This is a genomic window from Brevibacillus sp. 1238, from assembly GCF_029892995.1.
Lineage (GTDB): Bacteria > Bacillota > Bacilli > Brevibacillales > Brevibacillaceae > Brevibacillus > Brevibacillus parabrevis.
Genome location: NZ_JARXWC010000001.1, coordinates 148,428 through 173,164, shown reverse-complemented (window position 1 = coordinate 173,164; position 24,737 = coordinate 148,428). Strand labels below are relative to the sequence as shown.

Genomic DNA, 24,737 nt, shown 5'->3' with positions numbered 1-24,737 from the left:
GTTAACTGATAATGGGCAAACATACCTCTACCGTCGTACCTCTGCCCTGGGTGCTCATGAGCCGTAATGTCCCGCGATGGTTTTCGATGATTCTGCGGCTGACCATCAATCCCAGTCCGGTTCCTGACTCTTTGGTCGTGAAAAACGCCTCGCCCAGACGAGCAAGCTGCTCCTCGGGTATCCCTACTCCATTGTCCTCAAAACGGATGACGACCTTGTCCCTCTCGCACCACAGCCGGATGACGATTTCTCCGCTGCCGGATGTGGCTTCGATCCCGTTTTTCAAAAAGTTGATGAATGCCTGCTTCAACTGGTTCTCATCGCAATGCACCATCGGCAGCGGCGACTCCATGACCATGCGAATCGTCACTTTTTGCAGGATCGCTTCCGTTTCCAAAAGCGTCACGACGTGGTTCATCAAGTTGGTCAAGTCCCGTACCTCGAAGGCGGAAGCGTGCGGTTTGGCCAGCACCAGCAGTTCGCTGACGATCAACTCAATCCGGGCCAGCTCCGAGCTCATGATGGAAAAATACTCCTGCTTTCTCATGCCATCTTCTTGCATCAGCTGCACAAAGCCTTTCAAGGAAGTCAGCGGATTGCGAATCTCATGAGCGATCCCGGCAGCCAATTGCCCAACCAATGCCAGTTTTTCCGAGTTTTGCAAAAATTCATGCGCTCTTTTCCGCTCGGTCATATCGCGAATGAGTATGTATTTGCACAGCTTGTCCTGAATCATGACAGATGTTCCGCAGACCTCGACTTCAATGCGCGCCCCGTCCAGCCGGATCAGCTCCGCCTCGATCGGAGCCGCTGTCTCTCCCCACTCCAGCCGCTTTTGCAACTCGCGAATCAACGGCATGTCTCGCGGATGAAAAAAGGATGTGAAAGGATACGGCAACAGTTCCTCGAAACGCTGTGCCCCGATGAGCCTGATGCCAGACTGGTTGACATAGCGCAGCACGCCCTTTTCATAGACAAAAGCCGCTTCCAGAGACAGGTCCAGTATTTTGCACTGTTTGACCTCGCTGGCCTCTGTCATGGCTTGCGACATCTTTTGCACCATCGCGTAGTATCCGATCGTTGTCCCTTCGGAAAAAAACTCGCCATATGTAATATGTACGTGAACAGGCGGGCCATTCTTGCGGGAAAAATAGGTGCAAAACGGCTTCGGCTCCCCTTTTACCGCGCACTGCGTTTGCAGACGCACTCTTTCCTGTTCTTCTGCAACTGCCAGCTTCCAGAACGGGTCGCCTTCCCACTCGTCTGCTGAAAAGCCTGTCAGTGCTTCGCAAGCCGGATTTCCCTTGCAAACGCTTCCTGATTGATCTAGCAAAAAAGCGGCTTGCACCATTTGATCAAAGAAGGAGCGATAGAGAAGACTGCTCCTGCATTCATTATCTACCAAGTCTTTCATTGTGCCCCTCCCCTCCTGGGACGAGAAAACGGCTACTCCACTCCGGAAATAGCCTAACCGTTCTCAAATGCTATTCATACCCAATTTTACCCTATTCCCTGGGTCGTTTCCAACCCTTGGGTTTGCGAAATGCACATAAATCTTCTTTTATATAAGTTCGATTGCTTCTCTGACCTTGTGGCCGACACGCGCCAGACGCTCTTGTGCTGCCTTGGCTGCCAGTCCTGTTTTCTGCATCACAATCGCCACTTTCACATCGCCCGCCGCTTCCGCAAGCAGTCGGCCGGCAACCGCGTACGAGACACCCGTCGCCTGCATCACAATATGTTTGGCCCGCTCGCGCAGCTTCTGGTTGGTCGCCTGGACGTTGACCATCAAATTTTGGTAGACTTTGCCCAGCTTCACCATGCTGGCTGTCGTCAGCATGTTCAGCACCATCTTCGTCGCGCTGCCCGCCTTGAGCCTTGTCGAGCCTGTCACCACTTCCGGGCCGACTGCGAGATTGATCGCAATATCCGCGCTTTTGCCAATATCCGGGTCAGAGTTGCAGGAGAGCGAAATCGTTCCCGCCTGCCGCGTCTTTGCTTCCTGAAGCGCGCCCCATACGTACGGTGTCCGCCCGCTGGCGGCTATTCCGACCACGACATCTTTTTGGCTCACTCCTGCTTCCTGCACATCTTGACAGCCCAGCTCGCGGGAATCCTCGGCTCCTTCGATCGCCTCTGTCATCGCTTTGACTCCGCCCGCGATGATTCCTTGCACGACAGAAGGCTCCGTGCCAAAAGTCGGAGGGCATTCTGCCGCATCCAGAATCCCCAGCCTGCCACTCGTACCCGCCCCGAAGTAAAGCAGCCGCCCTCCGCCGGACAAGGAGCGCACGATCATGTCGACGGACTGAGCTATTTGTGGCAGCACACGCTTCACGGCCAAGGCGACCTTTTGATCTTCTTCGTTCATCAAAGTGACGATTTCCAGCGCACTCATCTGATCCAGCCGCTCGCTTGCCGCATTGCGCTTTTCGGTCTGAAGCTGATACAAGTTCTCATCCATGGTGAGGCTCACCTCTTCTCCAAGGCTGTACCGCTTTCTCGCAACTGCTCTGCCACGCTTTCGTCCACCCGGTGGCCTGCGCGGGTCATGGCTGCAACCAACGCCCCGATCACAGGCGAAACCTCAGGGATCACAACCGGAAATGAAGCTTCTGCGAGCACGCGCTGTCTGACCAGCGTGTCTTGTGCAAGCACCCCGCCAGCGAGGACAACCGGGAGCGCTTCCTGCGTCTTTTTCAAGCAAGCATGCGCCAGTTCGCACAACGCAGCCGCCGCTTCCCGGATCAGTCCGTTCGCGAGACGGTCCTTCTGCCTTGCCGCCTGCTCCACCAGCTCACTGGCTCTGGCAAGCTGCATGCGCGGGTTGTCGTCACCGTAAATGAATGCGATCAACTCTTCCGGACTGGACACATGGTAATGGGCAAGAAACAGCTCGGTTAAAACCGTCGGCTCCCCGCGCCCGTCATGTGCGCGCAAAACGGCCGCGGCCGCTTTTTTTCCCAGATCAAAGCCGCTGCCTTCATCCCCGAGCAAATAGCCCCAGCCACCTACGCGATGCCGCACTCCTTCGCTCGTCAGCGCACACGCGATCGAGCCTGTACCTGAGATAAGAACGATCCCCGGCTGCCCCCACGTCCCGGAGTAAAGCGCCGGGATCACATCGTTGTCAAAGAACAACCGCTCCTGCCACGCCTCAGCAAACGCAGCATCGATTTTTTCCCGAACAAACGGGCGATCTGCACCGCCCAGGCCGATGAACAGGCCCGAAACCTCTTCATCCCTGATCCGGGCCTCTTGGCATACGGTTGTGACGAGCTGTTTGAGCGTCGCTTCCACCTCAGCCCAAGGACGCGACAACGGATTGGAAGAATCGCCTGTCGCGATCGTCTGCACCTGACCTCGCTCATCGCAAATCGCCGCTTTTGTCTTTGTTCCCCCTCCATCTATCCCGATAAACCATTTTTTTTCGTCATTTGACAGCACCTGCGGTCAACCCCTCCATGAACTGCTTCGACGCCAGCAAAAATACGACGATCATCGGCAAAGCAGACAATGTCAATCCGGCAAAAAGCAGACTCCAATCTGTTTCGTATTCTCCGAACAAAACCATCATGCCCACCGGAATCGTCTTTAGCGCTTCTTCCTGAATGAAAATCAGCGGGAAAAAGAAGTCGTTCCAGGCGTGGATGAAATTAATGATCACAACGGTCGCAAGCGCTGGCCGGATCAACGGCAAAAGCACCCGCCAAAACACTTGAAGATGATTGCAGCCATCGATTCGCGCCGCTTCCTCCAGTTCCACAGGCAAGGTCCGGAAAAACCCTGTCAAAATAAACACGGAAATGGGAATCCCGCTTGCTGTGTAGATGAGAATCAGCGACCAGAGCGAATTTAACAGCCCGATATTTTTCATCAGCAAAAACAACGGCACAATCCCCAGTTTAATCGGAATCATCAGCCCGATAATGAAAAAGAAATAGAGCGCCCCCGTCCATTTGTAGGAAAAGCGGGACAAGTAAAAGGCCGCCATCGCGGAAAAAACGGTGATGAGCAGGACCGACATGCCACTGACGAAAACACTGTTCAGCAAAAAGTCGGCAAAAGGCACGGCTTCCCACAGCTTTTTATACGTATCCAGACTGAAAGAGTTGGGAAGAGACAGAGGACTTGAAAATATTTCCAAGTTCGTTTTCAAGGAAGAAAGAATCATCAGGACGATCGGATACAGCGACAGTAATGCAAACACATACGCGGCGACATACGAGATCGCCTTGCTGCCCACGTTCGTTTTCACCCGCATCCCTCCCTTCACGTTCCATTTGCCACACGCCTGATCGCTCAATGCTGGACTTCACGCTTGCGCATCAAGTAGAGCGAGACGGCCGATACGGATGCGACGATGAAAAACAGCACGACAGCCAGGGCAGAACCGAGTCCGACCGCCACGTCTCCCGCCCCGCCCGCGCTGGAAAACGCCAATCGGTAAAAATAGACGGCAAGCGTATCCGTCGACCGAAACGGCTCGCCCATCGAGCCTTGCATCGCATACACCAGCTCAAAAGCTTCAAACGCCTGGATAAAGGTGAAAATGGTCATAATCGTAATCGCAGGCATGCACAACGGCAGGATGATTTTCCACAACAGCCGGAAGCCCGTAGCGCCATCCAGCCTGGCTGCCTCAATCAGCTCCTCCGGGATCGCCTGAAGCCCCGCCAAAAATATGAGCATGGCAAAGCCGATGCCGAACCAGCAGTTGATCAAAATGATCGCGAGCAGCGCCGTATCCGGGTCGCCCAACCACGGTTTGGCCCATTGTTGCAGCCCGATTTCTGTCAGCAGCGTATTCAACGCGCCATAATTCGGATTCAAAATCAATTTCCATAAAAACCCAATCACAATAACGGACAGAAGTCTCGGCATGAAGTACGCCATCTTGAGAAAAGCCGCGCCGCGAATTTTGCGGTAGATGAGAAAAGCCAGGCCAAAGGCGATGCCGTTTTGCACGATCATCTCGATGACAAAATAGTAGACGTTGTGCCCGAAAGCATTCCAGAACATTTCATGAAACGGCTCCACTGTAAACAACGTGACGAAATTTTTCAGCCCGACAAATACTCCGCGCTTGATCCCATCCCAATCGTACAAGCTATACAAAAAGGCGCTCACAATCGGGTACAGGACAAACAGCGTGTAAATGATCAGCGCGGGCAAAGGAAACAGGTGGATCAACCAGCGAGCCCGCCCCTTCGGTTGAATCGTGTGCCTGTTCATCGTACCGATGTTCTCCACCCCCTTAACAAATCAACAGGCGGGAGTTTTGCCCTGCCTTTGCCTCCCGCCTGTTGTCATCACGGCCTACTTTTTAAATGGAGGGAACCAGGTAGCGGCTGACTTTTGAATTTCCTCTGCAACCTGTTCCGGTGTGAGCTTGCCCAAATACATGCCTTGCAGTGCATTTTCCAGCGCTTGCTTCGTCGTCGGTTTGCCCTCGGCAAAATGAACGACCATCAAATACGGTGTCGAGCTGGATTGGGACAGCTCCGCCATTTTGTTCACCAACGGATCATCAGTCGACACGCCCGGCACTGCACTGATCCGCTTGAATTGGTTGGCAAACAGCTCCCCGAATTTTTTCGTCGCCATAAACTCCATGAACTTCAACGCTTCCGGCTTATGCTTCGACTTGGCGTTCACCGCATAAGAGCCGTCTACCCAAGTCGTAATGACTGCTTTTTGATCGTTGGTCGGCATCGGGAAGAAATCGAGCTGCAAGTCAGGGTTGAGCTTTTTCAGTCCTTCCAGCTCAAAGCTGCCATTGATGAACATCGCCGCTTTTTCTGTCGCAAACAGCGTGCGCATATCATTCAACTCAAGCCCAACATAATTTTCCGGGAAATAAGGGATGAGTTCCTGCATTCGTGAAATGGATTGGAGAAACTCGGGACTTTGCAAATTGCTCTCGCCTTTTAGCAGCTTGTCGATGTAACTGCTGCCGCTGTAGCTCGCTGGCGCAATGACGCCGTGACTCAAGGAGAGCAGCCAGCCTTCTTTTGCTCCAAACGAAATCGGAACGATTCCTTTTTCCTTCAACGTTTTGGCCGTTGCAATCAGTTCATCCCAGCTTTTCGGTTCCTTCAGGCCGTTTTGCTCGAAAATTTTCTTGTTGTAGAAAAATTGCGTGGAGTTCAGGGAGAGTGGGACGCCGTAGACTTTGCCGTCTTTGCCTGTCGCTGCTGCGAGGACGTCTTTGGGGAAAGCCGAGATGCCTGCTATGTTGTCCAGCGGTTCCAAATACCCTGCTTCCGCAAGCGAAATGCCCGGGGCGTATGGCCGCAACTGGAGAATGTCCGGCCCGCTGTCGCTTTGCAGCGCCGTGTTGAGAATCGTGTTGTACTCCGTCGCTTTGAACGGCTTGAAGTCGATCTTGATATTCGGATTTTCGGCCTCGAATGCTTGGATAATCGCCTTGTAGCCTTCCGTGTCCTCGACGCGCCAGCTATGCATGGACAGCGTCACTTGCTGTCCGCTCCCTTCACTTGCGCCTGGCTGAGTGCCTGGCGCGGCTTTCTCCCCTCCTTGCGAGCTGCAACCGACAAGCGCCATGGCTGCAATCAAACAGACAGATGCCACCTTGTGAAGACGGAACTGCTTCATCCGCAAACCCTCCCCCTTTTTCTTCGAACCGATCCTTCCTGCTGCTCCCGCTTTATCCAGTCAGACCGTTTGCAAAGCGGTCGTGACAGCGTCATGCAGAATAGGCCGCAGTTGCCTAAGCTGATGATTGCGCCCGAGGTGAACGGCATTGGTGAGGAAAATGACAGCAAGCTCGCGTACCGGATCGAGCCAGATGCTTGTTCCGGTAAAGCCTGTATGTCCGTAGCTGGTAGAGTGAAAATTTTGGCCGCAACTGAGCAACGTTCCCGACTGATTCAGCTCCCAGCCGTAACCGCGACTGCCATTGGCGTACGCCGTATGATTGCGGACAGCCTGATCGCGCCACTGCTTTGCCAGCAAGGGAGGGTCGGCGTACAGCCAGCTTTTGGCGTACAGGCACAAGTCGTCAGCCGTCGAAAACAATCCGGCATGACCTGCGACGCCTCCCATGGCGAATGCTTTTTCATCGTGCACTTCCCCGCAGATGTACGCGTCTGTGAGCGAACAATACTCTGTTTGCGCAATATTCGGAAAACAACTGGCGCTTGGACGGAAACAGGTGCGTTCCATTTTCAAAGGAGCAAATACGCGCTGCGTGACAAACTCATCCAGCGGCTTCTCTGCCAGTTTTTCAATGAGCAAACCGAGCCAGATCATGCCGAGATCGCTGTAAACGACCTGCTCGCCTGGCTTGTGAAGCAACGGCTGGCGATACAAAAGCCCCGGCAGGTCAATGTCGCTGTTCCTTGTGCGCACCTCCAGATCAGCGGGCAAACCGGATGTGTGCGTGAGCAATTGCCCAATCGTAATCTCAGCCTTATCTGCTGGACAATCCGCAAAAAAGGCGCCAATCCGGTCGTCAGCCGCAAGCTTTCCGTCCTGCATCAAGAGCAACACGGCGGGCAATGTCGCCGTCACCTTCGTCAGGGACGCCAAATCGAATAACGTGTCTTTTGTAATCGGTTGGCCGCAAGCTACACTCGTGGCGCCAACATCGAGAGAAAAGCAGGTCCGCCCTTCCCTTACGATGCGCAGGGCGGCTCCCGGCAACAATTTCTCGTCGATCCAGCTTTGCAACAATGTTTCGATCGCCTTCATGCTTTCCCCTCCTTCCGCTGTCAATTGGATGAACGCTTCGTACGGCTGACAGCCAGCCTGGTTTTTTCCAGCAATGGTATGACCTCTTCCTGCTTTCTGCTGACCATGGTCATGAACAAAATATCGATGACATTCAACTGTGCGATGCGTGATGCCATCGCTCCGCTGCGAATGCTTTTTTCGACCGAGCTGGTAAAGAGCCGAATGTGGGCCAGCTCCGCTACGGGAGAAGGGCCGAACTTGGTCAGCGTAATGACGGTAGCCCCTTGCTGTCTCGCTTCCGTCAGCGACTGAATGATGTCTTCTGTCTGCCCGGAATAGGAGATGCCGATCACTACATCGTTTGGCGTCAAATTGACTGCCGATGTCAATTGGGCGTGAAAATCGGAGTACGCCTCGCACCACAGATTGATCCGGCAAAATTTTTGCTTGATGTCATCGGCAATGACGGCGGAAGCTCCCACGCCGTATACATCTATTTTTCTCGCTGTAGACAGCGCTTCGACCGCTCGCTTCACTTCCTCGCTTGATAAAACCGAGAGAGTGTCCTGGATCGACTGGATGTTGTTCCAGCTGACCGCCTGCATGATCGATTCTACCGAGCCTTCCATCATGATTTCCTGATAGCTCGTGGGAGTCGTCTGCTTGTTCAGATCGCCCGCGATTCGCAGCTTCAACTCCTGATAGCCTTTCATATTGAGCGAGCGAGCCAGACGAATGATCGTCGCCTCGGACACTCCGCTCAGCTCCGCCAGTTTTTGCACCGACAGCTTCACCACGTCTTCCGGGTGAGCTACTATATACTCTGCCACCTTGCGTTCGGATGGTTTCAACTCATCCAAAATCGCCTGCAAGCTGACAAGTCCTCCGTTTAACATATGCGCCACCGCTCTCTTCCTCCGAATCTTACTTCCATTTTATGTAGCATTATTTCCTGCGTCAATTGTTATCTAATAAACAATATTACAGAAACCTGCAAATCAGCACTGCTTTTCCGCCCGATGCTGTTTTTTTCACGGCAAAACGTCCTTGACTCTGCCGTGGCGTGAAGCTTTACGCTAACAACCGAACAAGATACCAAGGAGGAAGCGGAAATGAAAACATTGCTGATTAAAGGCTGCCACATCATGACGATGGTGGAAAAGGAAAAGCCGTGGATCGGAGACATTTTGATCGAGAATGGCCGGATCGTCCGGATGGCGGAAGCGATTGAGGCGAGTGCAAGCACCGGCACCGTGATCGAGGCGAAAAATAGGATAGCCATGCCAGGGCTGATCAACGCGCACAACCATGCCAGCATGTCGCTGTTGCGCGCTTTTTCCGACGACCTGAAGCTGATGGATTGGCTGGACAAAAAAATGCTGCCTGCCGAGGCGCGCATGACGCGAGAAGACGTCTACTGGGGAACGTTGCTTGGCATTGCCGAGATGATCGCATCCGGCACGACTGCTTTTGCCGACATGTACGTGCACATGGATGCTGTCGCCGAAGCGGTGCAGGACAGCGGAATCAGAGCTTCCCTGACTCGCGGGCTCGTCTTTTTGCAAGATGACGGCGGCCGCCGCATGACAGAAGCCCTCGATTTGATTGATAAATGGTCGGGTGCAGCAGACGGCCGAATCACGACGATGCTCGGGCCGCACGCACCTTACACGTGCCCTCCGCAACCGCTGCAAGAAGTATCCGCCCTGGCCAGAAGCAGGCAAATCCCGTTGCATATTCACCTCGCGGAAACGCGCGAAGAAGTGGTCAAAGTCCGCGAAAAATACAACCAGACTCCTACCGAGTATTTGCACGAGCTTGGGGTGTTCCACGACAATCACGTCCTGCTCGCCCACGCTGTCCATCTCGATCCGGAAGACATTGGACGGCTTCGCGGCATGCGCGGCGGTGTCGCGCACAATCCGGTCAGCAACCTCAAGCTCGGCTGCGGCATCGCGCCTGTGACGGAACTGCTCTCGCAAGGTGTCACCGTCGGAATGGGTACGGACGGAGCGGGAAGCGCCACAACGCTCGACATGTTTGCCGAAATCAAGGCGGCATCCTGGATGCAAAAGCTGCACTACGGCGATCCGACTGTCCTGCCTGCCGAGCAAGTTTTGCGCATGGCGACGATTGAAAGCGCCAAGCTGCTGCGCATCGATCACGAAGTGGGCACACTTGAGGTCGGCAAGCGGGCTGATCTCATCCTGATCGATACGAACAAGCCGCATCTCTCTCCCCTCCACGACTTGCATTCGCTCATCGCTTACAGCGCTACCGGAGCAGATGTCGATACGACCATCGTCAACGGGGAAATACTGATGCGCAACCGCGAACTGACGCTCATTTCCTGGGAAGAAATCCAGCGGGAAGCCGCTGTGCGGGCCAAGCGACTCGTCGAAGGACTGTAAGCCAAGCAGCGCTCAGCGCTCACAAATTCAGCACACAGAACGAAACAGCCAAGTAGATGGCAAATACGCTCCACTGCAAATACGGAATCAAGAGCGAGGAAGCGATTTTGTCCAGAGGACGGATCGCTCTGATCAGGACCCATGTCGAGTACAAAATCAGGAGCGTGTCGACAGCGGCAAGAAACGGGAGCTGCAAGCCATAGAACAAAAGCGCAAACAACTGATGAAAAAACCAGTTGATTCCATATAATAGAAGCAGCTCCCGGTTCATTTGTCTGCGCCGAACCGAAAGAACGACAGAAGCGGCGATGAGCGCATGCAAAAGAAACCAAACCGTTCCCAGCACATAGTCGGGTGGCGTTCCGTCGGGCTTGGCTAATGAAGCATACCAAGCCCCGCCTACTGGAAAGGCGAAGCTCGCCAGCGAATAAAGGACAATGACAGTGAAAAATAGCAAAACATGATGCAGCGTACTCATTCAGACAACCCTCTCCTTTTTGCCAAGTTGCCTTTCCTATGTTTCTATGTCTATGAGAGTCGCTACCATTTTCATGCCGTATTTTCAAAGATAGTCCCTTGCTTTTTTTTCAGCGTCAAGTTTAGAATGCGTATTGCCTGATAAAAGGAGGCAAGCAAATGAACAGGCCTCTCGGAGTAACCTTAATCGGCTATTTTTACATATTTGGTGCAGTCGTGCTGCTCGTCACAGCCGTAATGTGGCAAGCAGATGCCAGTGAAATCGGGCTTGCAGACAGATTTGGCGTCTCGCCCTTCCCGGAACAACTTTTTCGAGTGATCGTGGCTATTGCTGCCCTGATCGGCGTCTATGGCTACATGCGGCTACAAAAATGGGGTTTCTGATAACTCCTGGCAAAACAAGAAAAACCGCTTGTCCCTTTTTCGAGACGAGCGGTTTTTTGCAATCGCAAAACAAGTGCTCAAGCTACGGCAGGCGCAAAATCTCTCCCGGCTTGAGCGCTTTGCCTCTGATATCCTTTTCGGCCAATGTCGCAACAAAGGCGTCTCCATCCTGCTTGATCGGCGGGAAGGTGTCATAGTGAATCGGCACAACGTAGTCGGCTTCGATCCACTCAGCAGCCTTCACGGCATCCTCCGGCCCCATCGTGAACACGTCTCCGATCGGCAAAAACGCCAGATCGATGTCGTGGGAATCGCCGATCAGCTTCATATCCCCGAACAAGCCTGTATCTCCCGCGTGATAGATCGTTTTGCCGCCCAGCTCGAATACGAATCCGCCCGGCATGCCCATGTAGACGATTTGCTGTTGGTCATCGAGCACCACGCCCGAGCTGTGGAACGCCTGTGTCATTTTGACTTTGCCAAAAGGCAGCGTCACCGATCCGCCCAGATTCATGGAAATCGTTTTTACTCCTTGCCAGCCAAGGTATGTAGCAAGCTCATGCGTCGCAACGATCGTGGCATCGTTCGCTTTTGCCAGTTCCACCGCATCGAGAATGTGGTCCTGATGTCCGTGCGTCAGCAGGATGTACTGGACGTGGATGTCTTCAAGCTTTGTTTTTGCCAGCGGATTTCCCGAAATAAACGGGTCAATCATGATCGAATGACCTTCACTGGTCAACTGCACGGAAGAGTGTCCGTGAAACCGGATTTCCAACATGGTATCCCCTGCCCTCTTTCATTATCGTTTTGTACTCTATCATGTTACCACGTCCAGGGGTGGGAATAAAATCCACCTGAACAGTTGCTGCCCAAAAAGAGAAGAGGCCGCCGATTGCTCGACAGCCTGAGGAACAACTTTTTTCTTGCCAAGACTTCCTTGGAAGCTTAGCAATCGTGGTCGTGTTCTGTAACGGCAATGATTTTCGAATCACGGATGATAGTGCGGCGATTATTATCGTGTTCACGCAGGATGATCGTGCTGGATTTCACTTCAACCAGCTTGCCGAAAAAGTTGCCATTCACAGTCTCAACCTTTACATTTTTCCCTTCGAATCGTTTCACCTGGTCTCTGAATGCCATGGTCAATCCCTCCTTCTGTAAGCATCCTATGTACGTTTGGCATAGCCCTACTGAGCAGATGCACAGACAAACAGAAAATGTACTTGTACCCGTCCGTCATTTGTCCCGATTGCCGCTTTTCCCGTCAAATAGACAAGTTTTTCCGCCAGTTGGCAGAGCCGGACAAACAGTCGTGCACGGGTTTCGAACGCTGCTGGAATTTGTCGCACGATTCCAAAAGGATTTCCCTTTTGGCGCACAGAAAAGGGGTAGAAAACGTACGAACGCACTCTGCGTCAGGAGGGGTAAACATGGGAGACGTCATTGAGCTTGTTGCCAGAGAACGGACTTACAGCGGCAGGGAAGTCGCCGAGATGCTGGGAATTGGCGCGAGCACCTTGCGCAAATGGAGCATGCTCTTAGAACAGCACGGCTACTGGTTCCTGCGAGACAGCCAAAACCGCCGCGAGTATCGCCAGCTGGATGTATCCTGCATGAAACGCTTTTATCGGCTGACCAAAGATCAGCTCATCCCCCAGGAAGAAGCGGCGCAAATGATCGTCAGCCAAACCCAGGTGGAAACGACCCGAAACGAAACGGCTGTCGCGGTTGCCCTCGCCCCTGTCACTCACCCTGCCGCAAATGAAGACGCCCTAGAAGCACTGGAAGCACTGGAAGCCATCGATGAAAAGCTGCACGCACTGGCGCTCCACGTGAAGCAACAGGACGAGAACCAGCAGGCATTGCTCGCCCGTCTGGAAAAGCAGGAAGCGTACATTCGCACCAGCCTGAAGGAGCGCGACCGCCGCCTGACCAAAGCAATGAGCGACATCATGGACGCCAAGGTGCAGTTGGCAAAAATGCAGGACGCCGAGCGGAAAACTTCTATTTGGCATAAGCTGTTTCGGCTGAACTAAATGTAATGGTAGATAGCTGCTGCTTGGCAAGCTGGCGGGGGACGGTTCTGCGGTTTCGTTCATTTGTTCGTGAGGCAAATGCAAAAACACTCTGACTCGCCTCGGTGCGGGAGGGCGGTAGAGTGTTTTTTGTTTTGGTCGTTAACTGTTACGTTGTGGGGCTGGTCATGATAGGCGATTGCGCATGCTCTTCAGGCGCGTTGCTGATCATTGGGTGTATTTTTCATCTCTTCCGCCAGTTCGATTCTGGCAGACAGCTTGCCGCTCCATCGTCCATTCAGGTAGCCTTCCCTTTGCCCTCGCTGTCTCTCCGGTGAAATTTCTTGATGCGAGTCGTTTACGATTTCAATGAACCACTGTTTATCTGTCTCCTGCGAAGAGTCAAACCTGACGATCCCTTGTCATTTATTTGGCACTCTTGTGCAGACATTTGATAATGTTCTAAAGCCAGTTTGGCACCACTCAGGAGGGACTCAGAAGCTGACGCCAGTTGAGTACCGACATCAGCTTGCTGCCCAGGACTTTTTTCAATGTCCACTAAACAGGGCTTGACCACAACTCGACCTATTCAGATACCAAAAGACAGGTGGAGAAAAGAAATGAAAAAGCTTTCCATAACGGTACTTTCAAGTATGTTAGCTGTATTACTGGGAGTGGGTTCTGTTGTCGCTCTGAACGAATACAAAAAAAGCGATCGTCAGGAAACCACTGCTTTAAGCCCAGCCTACAAAGAAAAAGACAAGCTTATGAAGAAATCGGATCTGATTGTGACAGGCTTTGTTCCCGAACAATATACGGAAGTAGAAGTAGAGCTGCCTGACGAAAAAGGGCTTTATGAAATTTCACGCGTGTACGAAGTCAAAGTGGCAGAGTCCGCCAAAAACAACAGCAGTCACGCTCTCAAAAAAGACGAAATGATTGAGCTTTACGTTCCAGTTGGATTGAAACAAAAGAAAAGCGGTAAATTTCTTCCTCTTGTCGAAGAAGAAAAAATAAAATTGGAGGCAGGGGAATATTTACTCTTTCTTAAAAGCACCCACTCAGATTTATACGGAAAAGAAATTTATCAGCTGACAACTCCCAACCATATATACAAAAAGAACGGCGAAAAATACGAAAACATCGGCTCTTCCCTTGTTCCGGTAATAGAAGCAAGAGAGCTTTCCATTGAATAGTTTTGCCACAGCAAAAACAGACACGTCACATGCACGTGTCTGTTTTTCTTGCAACAACTCCCCGCACCCGAACCGGAACTTGCACGCTTATAGTAACTTGGATCTGTACTTCCTTCCATCATCTTCCCAAAAGCATAAAAATTCAAGCGTTTAAGTACGTACAAGCATATTAGAGGAATATCATGCGGAGGTGATGAGGGTTAAGTTCTTTCGGAGTGTGCCGCCCGATTCATTTGGCACTGGGTGTGAAGGAGAGATAGAGAAGGTGGCAACTATTCAGCTACCACCCTCTTGTAATTATTTGTTCATTGCTTATTCTTTAACATCTATTTATGTCTACATCCAACACTTCAATTTCGTCATGATTTTTAAGTACACTTTTAAGCAGCATGGTTAAATAATAATCAAGTTTAAACTCCTCTCGTTCAACATCACATATATTGTCATTTGGCAAAATTGATAATACATAACCTTCTGTTTCACCAAATCCTTTATACCCTTGTAATACCACGCTCAGACCTAATAATGGAGATGAGATGAATAATGCTGGTACCTCATCATAAATTCTCTTCTCCTTCCCTCCAAATTTTAATCCCCCTAATATTTCCTTAGAAATAACGTTTCCTACTTCCTCTATTTCCAAGTTCGATTTTATTGTAACATCGCCCACGAGATAAGGTAATTTATCCATTCATGTCCTCCCTATTTAAATAAATTGTATCCATACGGTTTAACCTTTTGTTCGAACTCTGCCTCTGTCCAAACCCTAAATGTAAATGGTTTTCCAGGTTCCGTGCGATATCCATCAAAGGATTTTTTAAATACCTTCTCCAAGTCATCACATATAGCACCTAATTCCTTAAACCTTCTCGCATCCCTGAAAACAACGTTAGGGCCAAACTGAGAAGCCAATTTATCACTTACGATGAAAGCATCTACGTCAAAATCATTCGGGTCAAAAGGGCCCCCAGTGGAATATTTGGTGCCAGTTGCAAGAGACCCTCGATAACCAACTTTTGCATCGGGATATAGCTTTTTAATTTTTGTTACATAGGTAGTCATAATGTTGTAAACACTTTTAGCTATATCACACCATCCAATATTATGAACCCAAATGCCCAAGTCACTTACAAAGTAGGTATGGAAGTCAGCAACAGTAAAATTATATACCTCAACTGGCTCATCATGCTTAACAATCTTGATGTTGTCAATCGTCAAGGTATTCCCGTTACTCTGCTGTAACTTATCCCCCACCTTCAAGTCTGCCGCCAGTACCCAGCCTTTGCCTATTGCCCAAAACGGATGGTTATCGGTTGTCTCAATGACTTGGTCGCCTACAGTGAGTTCATAGATGATCTCCTTATCATTTCGATACAGATGCGTAACTACCTTGTAAGCCTGCTCACCAGTTTCTTCATTCTTGGAAAGAACCTTATCTCCGACTTCAATGTCTTCGATATTTTTCTCCCCTGCGTCTGTTAAAATCTTTGTGCCTGCTGTAAAGCAGTTGCATTCAAATAGATCATCAATGGTCTTACCCGCTTTCTTGACTAGCTTTCCACCACTCTTGGTCAAGCGAAGCACAGGAACCGCGGCTGCACCAGTCTCATATATAACAATATCTCCATTAAAGAGAAACTGAGCAAACTTTCCATATTTATCCCGCCCAGTCGCTCTTCCTGAATGGATGTAATAACCTAACTGATTCGTTAACTCCCCTTTCTCTTCTAGCACTTCTCCACCGCCAACGTTTACGTTGAGAGAAACATGCACGCTTCTGTTCAGAATCACTTCAAAAGCAATGACAGACATCAAGAAGTCTTCATTGTACGCACCCGTGATCGGGCCATCGTAGAACAGCATCGCCTGTAGGTTCTCTTGTGCTTGACGGATCGTTGCGCTTGGAATGGTGCTATTGTAGCGAGAGATTAAATATTGGATATCAAGCTCTTCATTCGGGTTCGTATTCACAACGCTTATTGGCACAAGAATTTGATATTGTTGTGCATCGGAAGCTACGACTTTAACAAAGTAGACGCCACTTTCAGCCCGTTGTCCGGGATTCCCTTTTGTGTAGATGCCATTCCAACTAAACGTATGGTATCCTGCTGGTTGGTTTGTTCTCGTCTCTTCATAGACAGGTCTTCCCTGCTTGATTACCTGAATCGTTACGCTTGGATGCGGATTTGAAAATCTCCATTGTACAGTTACTGATTTTTCAAAACCTGGTGTTGTATCCACTGCGAAATTACTGGAAATTCGTTTTGGGCCATGAAAGCCTGCCTGATAGTTTCCACCGATTTCGGTGGACAATAGCGAAATGCCAGACTTTAATTGGGCTTGCATATGGCTTTTATTCCAAACTACTTTTGCATAATAGGTCCCAGCCACTTCCGTAACAAACAACGTGTCTTCCTCATTCGCGTGGAAGGTTTTAAGCTCTGTTCCTTGTGAGTCCTCCAAGATGAGCATGTTATTTGTCACATAAAGGTTCATGTAAGCCATTTCTTCAGCCGTGAGCACAAAGTAGTCAACGTCATAGGGAGAAGACAATTTGTCCGTATAAATTTCATCCCATTCAGCCGGAATGGCTGTTTCTCTCGTGCTGTCCAAGTCTTCTTCAAATGTAAGTCGAGACTGCAAGGCAGATGCTGTTGTTTCAAGTTTAACGTAGTATGTTGTATTCGCTGTTGCGTCCCATTCGACTTTTGAAAATTTGGTGCCAAAAGGACCATCGTGATCGTCGTTGCTTGTCACTTCATTCTGCAAATTTACATCCGAATAAATATACAGTCTTGTATCTTGTTCAAGTCCATTATTTAAATACGGAGACGAAAAGATCCGGTGCTTACCAGAATGGTCCGGCGTTACTTTAAAGAAAGCCGCTGTGCGATTATTTTTATTTACATCCGTAAATGCATCGACACTCAAGTTCTCAAACTGCGGTTCATTGCCGCTGTCATTTGCGATTTGAATATGATCGTAGGAACCAAAAAAAGTGATCGGAGCTGCTGATGTTACGGTTACTTTAATCGCTCCACCTGCTGGAACTTGAAGCGAAGTAAGCGCTGAGTTTAACTCGCTGGAAACCAGGGAACCCGCGCTATCGTAGATTTCGTAGTCGTATCTCTCCACCACATTGATCGCATCGTATCTCAGCAGTTGGCTCTCCAGCAAAGATTTGTTTTTAAATGTAAGGTTCTGACCTTGAACAACGGTTTCTCTAATAATTGCAGGCTGTGTTCTTTCCAAGCCAACAAAATCCGAGGTGAAGGCTTCTAGCATGAGCGGATCATTGGAATGATTCGTAATGATCAATTTGCCACGCGGCGGAACTTGCATGGTAGAAATGGTTGCATCCATATCTTGTGAACGGATAGACCCATCCTGATTCAAGGTCACAAAATCAAACGACTTTGCTCCATTGGTACGGATATCTACACTTTGTTGCTGATCGGTTTGATTCACAAACTCATACGATTGAGTGTTCTCCAAAGTCTTTTGAATGATAGAGGAGGCACTCTGCAATTCCGGCCGAAATATTTGTTCGTATCCGCTAAACGTAACGGGCTCCTCTGATGTGACTGTAGCAAGGATAGTTGCATTCGCAGGGATGTTTCGATAGGAAACAGTGGCATTATGATGAGCAGATGTAACCGTTCCGTTTTCCATCAACTGGTAACTAAACTTGCCTCCACTGCTAATGGTGAGCAAGTCTGCATTCGCCTTGCCGATGTTCGTTACCGAGATACTGCTTCCTTTGCTGAGCTTCTGTGTAAATAGAGCAGGTCTCGATGTATCTTGCCCGATAAAATAAGATTTGAATGCCCGGAAGGTTACAGGCAACTCTGATGTTGCGGTAACGACAATCGTTCCACCTGCAGGGACAACTTTGGAAGATACGCCTGAATCAATATCCTGATATAACGGGTCCCCGCTGCCGCTATAGATGGCATAGTTAAAAGTTCTTTTACCGGACGAATTTAAGGTGCCATCTGTATCTATGCTTTGGTTAGAACCTGACGTATTTACGAAAATATAAGATTGACCATTGTCCAACGTTTTCGTAATGATCGAATCCGCCGAAGTAAGGTCTTGCAAAATATCATAATAGCCGGTAAAGGTAACAGGCGTATCACTGATTGTAGTTGCGATCAGCTTGCCACCAGCAGGGATGGAGAGAGAGGTATTTCCAGAGTCATAGGACTGTTGATAAGTAGATCCATCACTTTTTAACAACTGGTAACTGTAGCGTCTGCTGCTGGAGCCGTTTACCAAAACGGTCGTGCTTTCCGTTGCCGTATTGAATAGTTGAATGGTTTCCTCTTTTTTGAGTGTTTTTTTGATTAATGCCGGATGATCGTTTCTTTTCCCACTAAAGTAGCTTGTGAAAGCCTTAAAGGTAACGGGAATAGCTGACGTGGCAGTAACGACCATTTTCCCGCCAGCAGGGATCGTTTTGGAAGTAACCGTTGCATCGGCATCCTGGGCATGAGCGCTACCATCTGCTTTATATATGGCTGAATCGTATGTCTTCTTGGCACTGGACGAGTTTGAAGCGTTTGTTTTAATGACGTGGGTAGCCGTATCATCAAGATTTTCAAAAAGATAGGATTCCCCTGCTTCCAAAGTTACGAAAAGTAATGCATCGCTTACAGGTTCTTCGTCGTTAAAGTCATAATATCCAGCAAACGTAACGGGATCGTCGGCTGTCACTGTAGCGATGATTTTCCCACCTGCGGGTATCGTTACGGTACTGGAAGCATAATCATAGGCTTCGGTTGATAAAGTACCATCTTCTTTATACGTTTGATAACTAAACTCTTTTGTTACACCTTCCACCTTGATGGAATTGTTAACCTCCCCGGTATTTACAAACGAGAAACTCTCTCCTGACGACACTTCTTTTTTTACTAATGCCGGAGTAGTGCTCGCTTCAGAGATGACTTGACTGGTAGTAAAAGTGAAAGTAACGGGGTTTGACGAGGTAACTGTAACAACCATGTGCCCACCGGCACGAACGGACCTGGAAGTAGACTTTGAATCCGTATCATAATCGTAACCGGATCCGTCTGGCAGGTAGATGGCGTAATCGTACGTATTTGTACTCGTTGCGTTAGATTTTATGTACGTGGCATTCGTATGGATGTTCGTGAATTTATAAGACTCACCCTTTGATAAGGTGATGGATCCATCGTAAGCTGCTGCTAGTGCAAACTCCCCTTTTACCGAGGCTTCTTCTTCAAGATTAGCAGGCTCTGCTTCGGGTGTTTTTTCTGATGACGTGCCATCAGCAATCTCTTCTTCTGTATCAGTCTGGACAGGTTCTTCCGGAGGGGCAGTGCCCGGATTCGTCTTGCTTTCATCGACGGATGAAACAACTTCCTGAGCCAAGGCCGTATTGTTAAAAATGAGTGGCTGGCTAAAAATACCGATTGGTTCTAGCAATAGGCAAAACATAACAAAGCAGCATAAAAGTCGCTTTAAGTGAACCAAACCTTACACATCCCTTCCTCTTTTTCCAATTAATTGATATGCAAACTTGATTATACGCTTAATGAATCTGAGTGCAAGATGATTAGCTTTTCACATCAAAAACAGACACGTCACATGTACGTGTCTGTTTTCTAACAAATCCCTGCCCCCAAACCATAATTTACCGCCGCGGCGGGAAGAGAACGATTCGATCATCCTGCAACTCGATCCGCAGCTTGCCGTCTGCCTGGATCGCCTGGAGGTACTCCATCGGGATTTGCAGCCGTCCAGCCTGGTCAAGCACTGCCCATTCTTCATGGGAATCCGCCTCTTCTCCTGCTGAATCGCCGCTGTCCTCTTCTGTTCCTTTTCGTCGCAACAGCTCGCTGGACGTCTTTCCGTCCCGGATCGCTACGACGCGATCCACCTTGCGCGCAAGCTCCAGATCGTGCGTCACGATCACGACGGTAAGACCGAACGAACGGTTCAGCTCCTGAAACAAGTCGAGAATGATCGCCGCTGTGCGGGTGTCTACGCTTCCCGTCGGCTCGTCAGCCAACAGCAGCTTTGGGTTGTTTGCCAAAGCAATGGCGATCGCCACTCGCTGCTGCTCGCCACCGGACAGCTCGCTCAGCTTGTTCTTTTTGCGATGGCCCAGCCCGACCAGTTCCAGCAGTTCGTGCGCCCGCTCGCGTTTTCGCATGCCGCGAAGCAGCATCGGCATCTCTACATTTTGCAAAGCCGAGAGATACGGGATCAGGTTGCGCGCGTTGTTTTGCCAGACAAAGCCGACCGTCTGCAAACGATATTGCACCAATTCCCTCGGCGTCAACCGAAACAAATCCGCTCCCGCGACCGACAGCTTTCCGGCCGAGGGACGATCCAGTCCCCCCAGCATGTTCAGAAGCGTTGACTTTCCGCTCCCGCTATTTCCGATAATTCCCATCAATTCCCCGTTCTCCACACGCAGATCCAATCCTTGCAGCGCCACTACTTCCAGATCGTTAGCCTTGTAGATTTTAACCAAGTTTTCGCACACAATCATCTGCTTAGTCCTCCCCCAGCTTGACGGCCTGGTGAATCTGCATGCGCGACAGCAAAAACCCTACAATGCCGATTCCGATCGCAAGCGTCACCGCAATAAACGTATAGATCACTTGCTCATCTTGCGGCATCGAGACGACGGTAAAGGGCGGCACTTGCTTGTCCGCATGCAAGTAGAGACGCAGTGCCGGCAAAAACAGGATGTTGGACAGCTTGCCTGCCGCCATTCCGATCGCAAAAGCAAAGCCGAACGTCAACAGCTGCTCCCAGGCCAGGATGGACAAAAGCTGCCTGAACGGCATGCCCATCGCGCGGAACACGCCGTATTGCAATTTCCTTGCTCCCAGTGTCAGTACCCAATACATCACGTACCCGATAAAAGTAACGAGCATCGACAGCAAAAATCCGAGCGTCAGCGAGCCGTTCAGTCCGAGGTAAAAGGCGTTGTTTTTCACCGTGATCAGCTGCTGCCTGGCATTGTCCAGCATGGCGAGCTTGACCCCGCCTTGGGCCAAACTTTTGTAGAGCGACTCGGAGGATGCCCCAGCCTTCATTTTGATCCAGACCTCATAAGGCTCCAGCCGAATCTTGTCCTGGACAAAAGGCAAGTTGGCCACAGCCAGGTACTGTTCCTGCATTTTGCTTGTATACGTGCTTTTGACTGGCGCCGGACTCCATCCCGGCCAGTAGTCGACGATCGCATATACAACCATCTCAACCCGGCGCGAATTGCCCCATCCCATCAGGATCGTTTGCCCCTCCACAACGTGCAGCTTGTCGGCGAGCGAACGGGACAACAAAAGCGCCTGCGGTTCTTTTGCCAGCAAGTTCAAATATTCATGAAAATGATGCGGCAGCAAACCAGGCTTGATCCAGGCCGTCTGCCCGAACTCTTTTGGATCGATCCCCATCAAGGTAATATCTGACACCGGATCTCCCTGAAAAGCGGCCTCGGCCAGTCCATTTACGTATACCTTCGCGGCATGCTCCACTTCCGGCAAGCTGGTGAACACTTGAAAATCCGGCTCGATATACTGAACAGGAGGCGCTACAGGCTCTTTTTCCGCGCTCTCGCCTTCCTCTGCGTTGTTGCCCCGCCTAAAGACCATGACAGGTGGCTTGTCGCTCTCCCACTCGGTTTTCAGCCGGATGTCGGCACCTGTTCCGTAGCGGATTCGCTCTTCCGCATTTTGATTAATGGTCCGCGCCGTGCTTGCGCTGTACATCCCGACTGCAACGGTAATCGTCACAAAGAGCATGAGAAAATGATACTGGCGCGGCGACCTGCCTACCTGGACCAGCGTAGTATGCAGCGAGAGCGGAAAGACCGAGCGCCCCGCCCACGACAGCAACCGCAGCAACCACGGGTACAGCCGGAGGCAGAGCAAGCCAAAGCCTAGCGAAAACAGAACAGGCACAAAAAAGAGCAGGAAGTCTACGGAGATGTCCGAAGCCCCTTCCGTCACTTTGGCGGCGTTTTCCACGGCGAGTCGGTGCGAATACCAGCCATACCACGATATCGCAAGCAGCAGTACATCGAGGAAAAGCCGATGCCAGACCGCCGAGCCACTCATTCGCGCGAGACTTTGCTTATGCGTCACTATATTTTGTCTCGTAGCGAAAAACACCGACAACAGCAAAAGCCCGATACATGCAAGCACCGTCCACGCCGCGTAAGCAAAAACCTCGCTGTTTACGGCGATCTCCAGTCCTTTGCGATCGACAAATTCGAGAAACCCGTTGGAAATGCCCAATATTTTGCTGAGCTGAACCCCGACAAAAGGCCCGAGCAGAAAAGCGCACAATCCGAGAATGCCTATCTCCATTAAATAGATAAAAAAGATTTGCAGCCGACTCGCTCCACGGCTCCCGAGCACTGCAATCTCTGTGCGCTGCCTCTCCACAATCAAGCCGGAAACCATGACCAAATACAGACCGAGCATCAGAAAAATCGGGATGTAGAGCGACCAAAGAATCAGCTTGAACTGCTTCGCCTGCTCCTCGTATTTTTTCGCGATACTGCCTGCTGGAAACTGAATGCCGTACTCCGCCCCCTTCAAACCTTGCTGCTTCAAATACGCTTCCATCCCCGCTACGACAGAAAGCAACTGTTCCGTATCGGGAATGCGAAACGACTGATACTGCATGGCCACGTACATCTGGGCAAATATAACGAGATTCTTTTCCTGCAAAAAAACGCTGCGCAATAGTTGCTCGTCCAAAATAAAGCCTTTTTCGTATTCGGACGCGGTGACAAACCAATACGGATCGTTTCCCTCTTTTTCCTTGAATACGCCAACTGGCTTGACTCGTACCGCGAGTCCTTTTGCCTTATCTGTCGTCAGCTCATACAAACTTCCCAGGACCATTTTTCTATCCCGCAAAGCTTTTTCCGTCACAAGCGCTTCCAGCACGCCATCTACTTGCGTTGCAGCCGGCATTCGCCCATCGACCAGAGTCATATGCTTTTCCAGCTCACTCAAGGAATAGAGCGGCGTACTATCGGGGCTGGCAGCCTTTGTTCCTTGCAGCCGGGATGGCGCAGCGTCAAAAGGGACTGTCCGCAAAACGGTGACATGTTCGAGTACAGGCACACCCAGCGGAGCAATCACCTCGTTTTGCAAATGGACGGCCATATTGTCGAAAAGGGCTGCGCTATTCTCCACTGGTTTGTTCAAATTGACGGAGACGAGCAGGCCGCCAGGGAAGTGCTTCACCTTGTTTTGGTATTCCTCCAGCTCCTTTGTGAGCAAACGCTGGAGAACCCCTGACGTGAAGGCAGGAATGCTGGAAACCAATCCTACAGCGACGATCAGCCCGATCAGCAAACTGCCGACAAGCCAGCGGTTATTTATCATTTTTCGCAGGATCATCTGCACCATCGCCACGACATTGTCCCCCTATTCCAAAATAATCAGTTGGCCTGCCACAAGACCCTTGCGAATTTCGACCTCCGTCTGGTTCATGATCCCGATCTCCACGTCCACTTCCTTCTTGCTCTTGCCGTCCAAGACGCGCACGTAATTTCTGCCCGCTATTTCATGCAGCGCTTTTCGCGGGATAATCAGTGTCTGCTCCGCTTTGTCCACGATGACCTCAATGCTGACTCCCGTTCCGATTTCCAGTCCCTGCGCAAACGTTTTCGGGGAGATGAGCAAGCTTCGCTGATACAAATTGCTCAAATCTTCCGGCAAATTTTCCGGGACGTGAAGCGGTGTCTGTACGACTGTTCCCTCTATTTTATCTCCGCCGTTAACAGAGATAATGACGTTCATGCCTTCCTTGACATCTTTCAGAGCCTCTCGCTCCGGAGCGGTGTAAATGACGTACAGCTTGCTCGGATCGCCTACAGTGACGAGCGTTTGGTGCGCGTCCACCTCATCGCCTACTTGCTCGTTGCTGACGAAGATGACGATTCCGTCAAAAGGCGCCACCAGCTTGGTCTGCGTCCAGCGTTTTTGCAGATTGTCCAGCTCCATTTGCTTTTGCTTCACATTCAGCTTCGCCCGCTCCACGGCGTACTTGCGTTCTTGCGGGTCCTGCAATTTTGCCAGCTCCAAAAGAGCCTTGTCCCATTCGATCTTGGCCAGCTTCGTCTCACTCGCCTTGGCGTTCATCTCCGCCTTCAGAGCATCCAGCTTGGCCGATTCCACTTCGTAATGATTGTCGCGCTGGGCATCCAGCAGCTCCAGCTTGGCTTTTTCCACCTCGTAGCGGGCGGATTCGATCTCCCGCTCCAGATCGGCGGCATCCAGCTCAGCCAGCACTTGCCCTTTTTTCACCCGCTCCCCGCTTTGGGCAGCAAACGACTTCAGGCGCAGTCCTTTTGTCTCGGGAAAAGATAGCTCCACCGTATTCGCGGTCGTAAACGTACTGTTGCCTTTGACGCTTTTCACGATTGATCCTTGCGTCACTTCGGCAACCTCGTACGTAATCGGAGATGGCTCTACCAGCGGCGGCGCCAAAGCTTCCTCTTCCTTTGGCAACAGGGAACAGCCTGTCAACATCACGGCCAACGATACATACAGCCACTTCAT

The 24,737-nt window shown here is 50.7% G+C and carries 20 protein-coding genes; 4 read left to right on the top strand and 16 right to left on the bottom strand.

The annotated features are described in order from the left end of the window. Nucleotide 1: 1 nt before the first annotated feature. The 8 genes from M2298_RS00800 to M2298_RS00765 form a co-directional block, all read right to left on the bottom strand. Complete coding sequence (locus M2298_RS00800) at nt 2-1,414, bottom strand: PAS domain-containing sensor histidine kinase (RefSeq protein WP_122962875.1); 1,413 nt, start codon at nt 1,412-1,414, stop codon at nt 2-4. Nucleotides 1,415-1,561: 147 nt separating this feature from the next. Next, complete coding sequence (gene murQ, locus M2298_RS00795) at nt 1,562-2,464, bottom strand: N-acetylmuramic acid 6-phosphate etherase (protein WP_242772362.1); 903 nt, start codon at nt 2,462-2,464, stop codon at nt 1,562-1,564. Nucleotides 2,465-2,472: 8 nt separating this feature from the next. Further along, the gene (locus tag M2298_RS00790; protein ID WP_173596081.1) at nt 2,473-3,447 is read right to left on the bottom strand and encodes an N-acetylglucosamine kinase; all 975 of its coding nucleotides are present in this window, start codon (nt 3,445-3,447) and stop codon (nt 2,473-2,475) included. Next, on the bottom strand, nt 3,434-4,258 hold the full coding sequence (locus M2298_RS00785) for a carbohydrate ABC transporter permease (protein WP_122962872.1): 825 nt from the start codon (nt 4,256-4,258) through the stop codon (nt 3,434-3,436). Before M2298_RS00785 ends, M2298_RS00790 begins: the two co-directional genes overlap by 14 nt. A 44-nt stretch (nt 4,259-4,302) precedes the next feature. Next, nucleotides 4,303-5,235 (bottom strand): carbohydrate ABC transporter permease, encoded by a 933-nt coding sequence (locus M2298_RS00780; protein WP_122962871.1) that lies wholly within the window; start codon nt 5,233-5,235, stop codon nt 4,303-4,305. 84 nt (nt 5,236-5,319) lie between these two features. After that, on the bottom strand, nt 5,320-6,618 hold the full coding sequence (locus M2298_RS00775; RefSeq protein WP_173596080.1) for an ABC transporter substrate-binding protein: 1,299 nt from the start codon (nt 6,616-6,618) through the stop codon (nt 5,320-5,322). A 60-nt stretch (nt 6,619-6,678) separates the two neighbouring features. Next, nucleotides 6,679-7,716 (bottom strand): serine hydrolase domain-containing protein, encoded by a 1,038-nt coding sequence (locus M2298_RS00770; protein ID WP_173596079.1) that lies wholly within the window; start codon nt 7,714-7,716, stop codon nt 6,679-6,681. Between the two features lie 20 nt (nt 7,717-7,736). Then, on the bottom strand, nt 7,737-8,594 hold the full coding sequence (locus M2298_RS00765) for a MurR/RpiR family transcriptional regulator (protein ID WP_122963250.1): 858 nt from the start codon (nt 8,592-8,594) through the stop codon (nt 7,737-7,739). Nucleotides 8,595-8,810: 216 nt separating this feature from the next. Here M2298_RS00765 and M2298_RS00760 point away from each other — a divergent pair, with 216 nt between their 5' ends. After that, complete coding sequence (locus M2298_RS00760; protein WP_242772368.1) at nt 8,811-10,109, top strand: amidohydrolase; 1,299 nt, start codon at nt 8,811-8,813, stop codon at nt 10,107-10,109. Nucleotides 10,110-10,128: 19 nt separating this feature from the next. Here the strand turns inward: M2298_RS00760 and M2298_RS00755 are convergent, their stop codons facing one another. Further along, nucleotides 10,129-10,587 (bottom strand): TspO/MBR family protein, encoded by a 459-nt coding sequence (locus M2298_RS00755; protein WP_242772370.1) that lies wholly within the window; start codon nt 10,585-10,587, stop codon nt 10,129-10,131. A 158-nt stretch (nt 10,588-10,745) separates the two neighbouring features. On the opposite strand from M2298_RS00755, the gene M2298_RS00750 reads away from it, so the two are divergent. After that, nucleotides 10,746-10,970, top strand: a complete 225-nt coding sequence (locus tag M2298_RS00750; RefSeq protein ID WP_122962866.1) for a hypothetical protein — start codon at nt 10,746-10,748, stop codon at nt 10,968-10,970. Nucleotides 10,971-11,052: 82 nt separating this feature from the next. On the opposite strand, the gene M2298_RS00745 is transcribed toward M2298_RS00750, so the two are convergent. After that, nucleotides 11,053-11,748 carry a metal-dependent hydrolase gene (locus tag M2298_RS00745; RefSeq protein WP_122962865.1) on the bottom strand — a complete coding sequence of 232 codons (696 nt, stop codon included), beginning with the start codon at nt 11,746-11,748 and terminating at the stop codon, nt 11,053-11,055. 167 nt (nt 11,749-11,915) lie between these two features. Beyond that, nucleotides 11,916-12,110, bottom strand: coding sequence for a hypothetical protein (locus tag M2298_RS00740; RefSeq protein ID WP_122962864.1), 195 nt, complete (start codon nt 12,108-12,110; stop codon nt 11,916-11,918). A gap of 290 nt (nt 12,111-12,400) precedes the next feature. On the opposite strand from M2298_RS00740, the gene M2298_RS00735 reads away from it, so the two are divergent. Together M2298_RS00735 and M2298_RS00730 are read left to right on the top strand one after the other, a co-directional pair. Further along, on the top strand, nt 12,401-13,006 hold the full coding sequence (locus tag M2298_RS00735) for a MerR family transcriptional regulator (RefSeq protein WP_274874991.1): 606 nt from the start codon (nt 12,401-12,403) through the stop codon (nt 13,004-13,006). Between the two features lie 599 nt (nt 13,007-13,605). After that, nucleotides 13,606-14,181 carry a hypothetical protein gene (locus tag M2298_RS00730; RefSeq protein WP_122962862.1) on the top strand — a complete coding sequence of 192 codons (576 nt, stop codon included), beginning with the start codon at nt 13,606-13,608 and terminating at the stop codon, nt 14,179-14,181. Nucleotides 14,182-14,500: 319 nt separating this feature from the next. Here the strand turns inward: M2298_RS00730 and M2298_RS00725 are convergent, their stop codons facing one another. The 5 genes from M2298_RS00725 to M2298_RS00705 form a co-directional block, all read right to left on the bottom strand. After that, on the bottom strand, nt 14,501-14,872 hold the full coding sequence (locus M2298_RS00725; RefSeq protein ID WP_122962861.1) for a hypothetical protein: 372 nt from the start codon (nt 14,870-14,872) through the stop codon (nt 14,501-14,503). Between the two features lie 11 nt (nt 14,873-14,883). Further along, nucleotides 14,884-19,677: a polymorphic toxin-type HINT domain-containing protein gene (locus M2298_RS00720; protein WP_280648103.1), complete on the bottom strand. Its 4,794-nt coding sequence runs from the start codon at nt 19,675-19,677 to the stop codon at nt 14,884-14,886. A gap of 160 nt (nt 19,678-19,837) precedes the next feature. Beyond that, nucleotides 19,838-20,701, bottom strand: a complete 864-nt coding sequence (locus M2298_RS00715; RefSeq protein ID WP_122962859.1) for an ABC transporter ATP-binding protein — start codon at nt 20,699-20,701, stop codon at nt 19,838-19,840. Nucleotides 20,702-20,705: 4 nt separating this feature from the next. Beyond that, complete coding sequence (locus M2298_RS00710) at nt 20,706-23,582, bottom strand: ABC transporter permease (RefSeq protein WP_280648232.1); 2,877 nt, start codon at nt 23,580-23,582, stop codon at nt 20,706-20,708. Nucleotides 23,583-23,600: 18 nt separating this feature from the next. After that, nucleotides 23,601-24,737 carry an efflux RND transporter periplasmic adaptor subunit gene (locus M2298_RS00705; protein ID WP_229049842.1) on the bottom strand — a complete coding sequence of 379 codons (1,137 nt, stop codon included), beginning with the start codon at nt 24,735-24,737 and terminating at the stop codon, nt 23,601-23,603.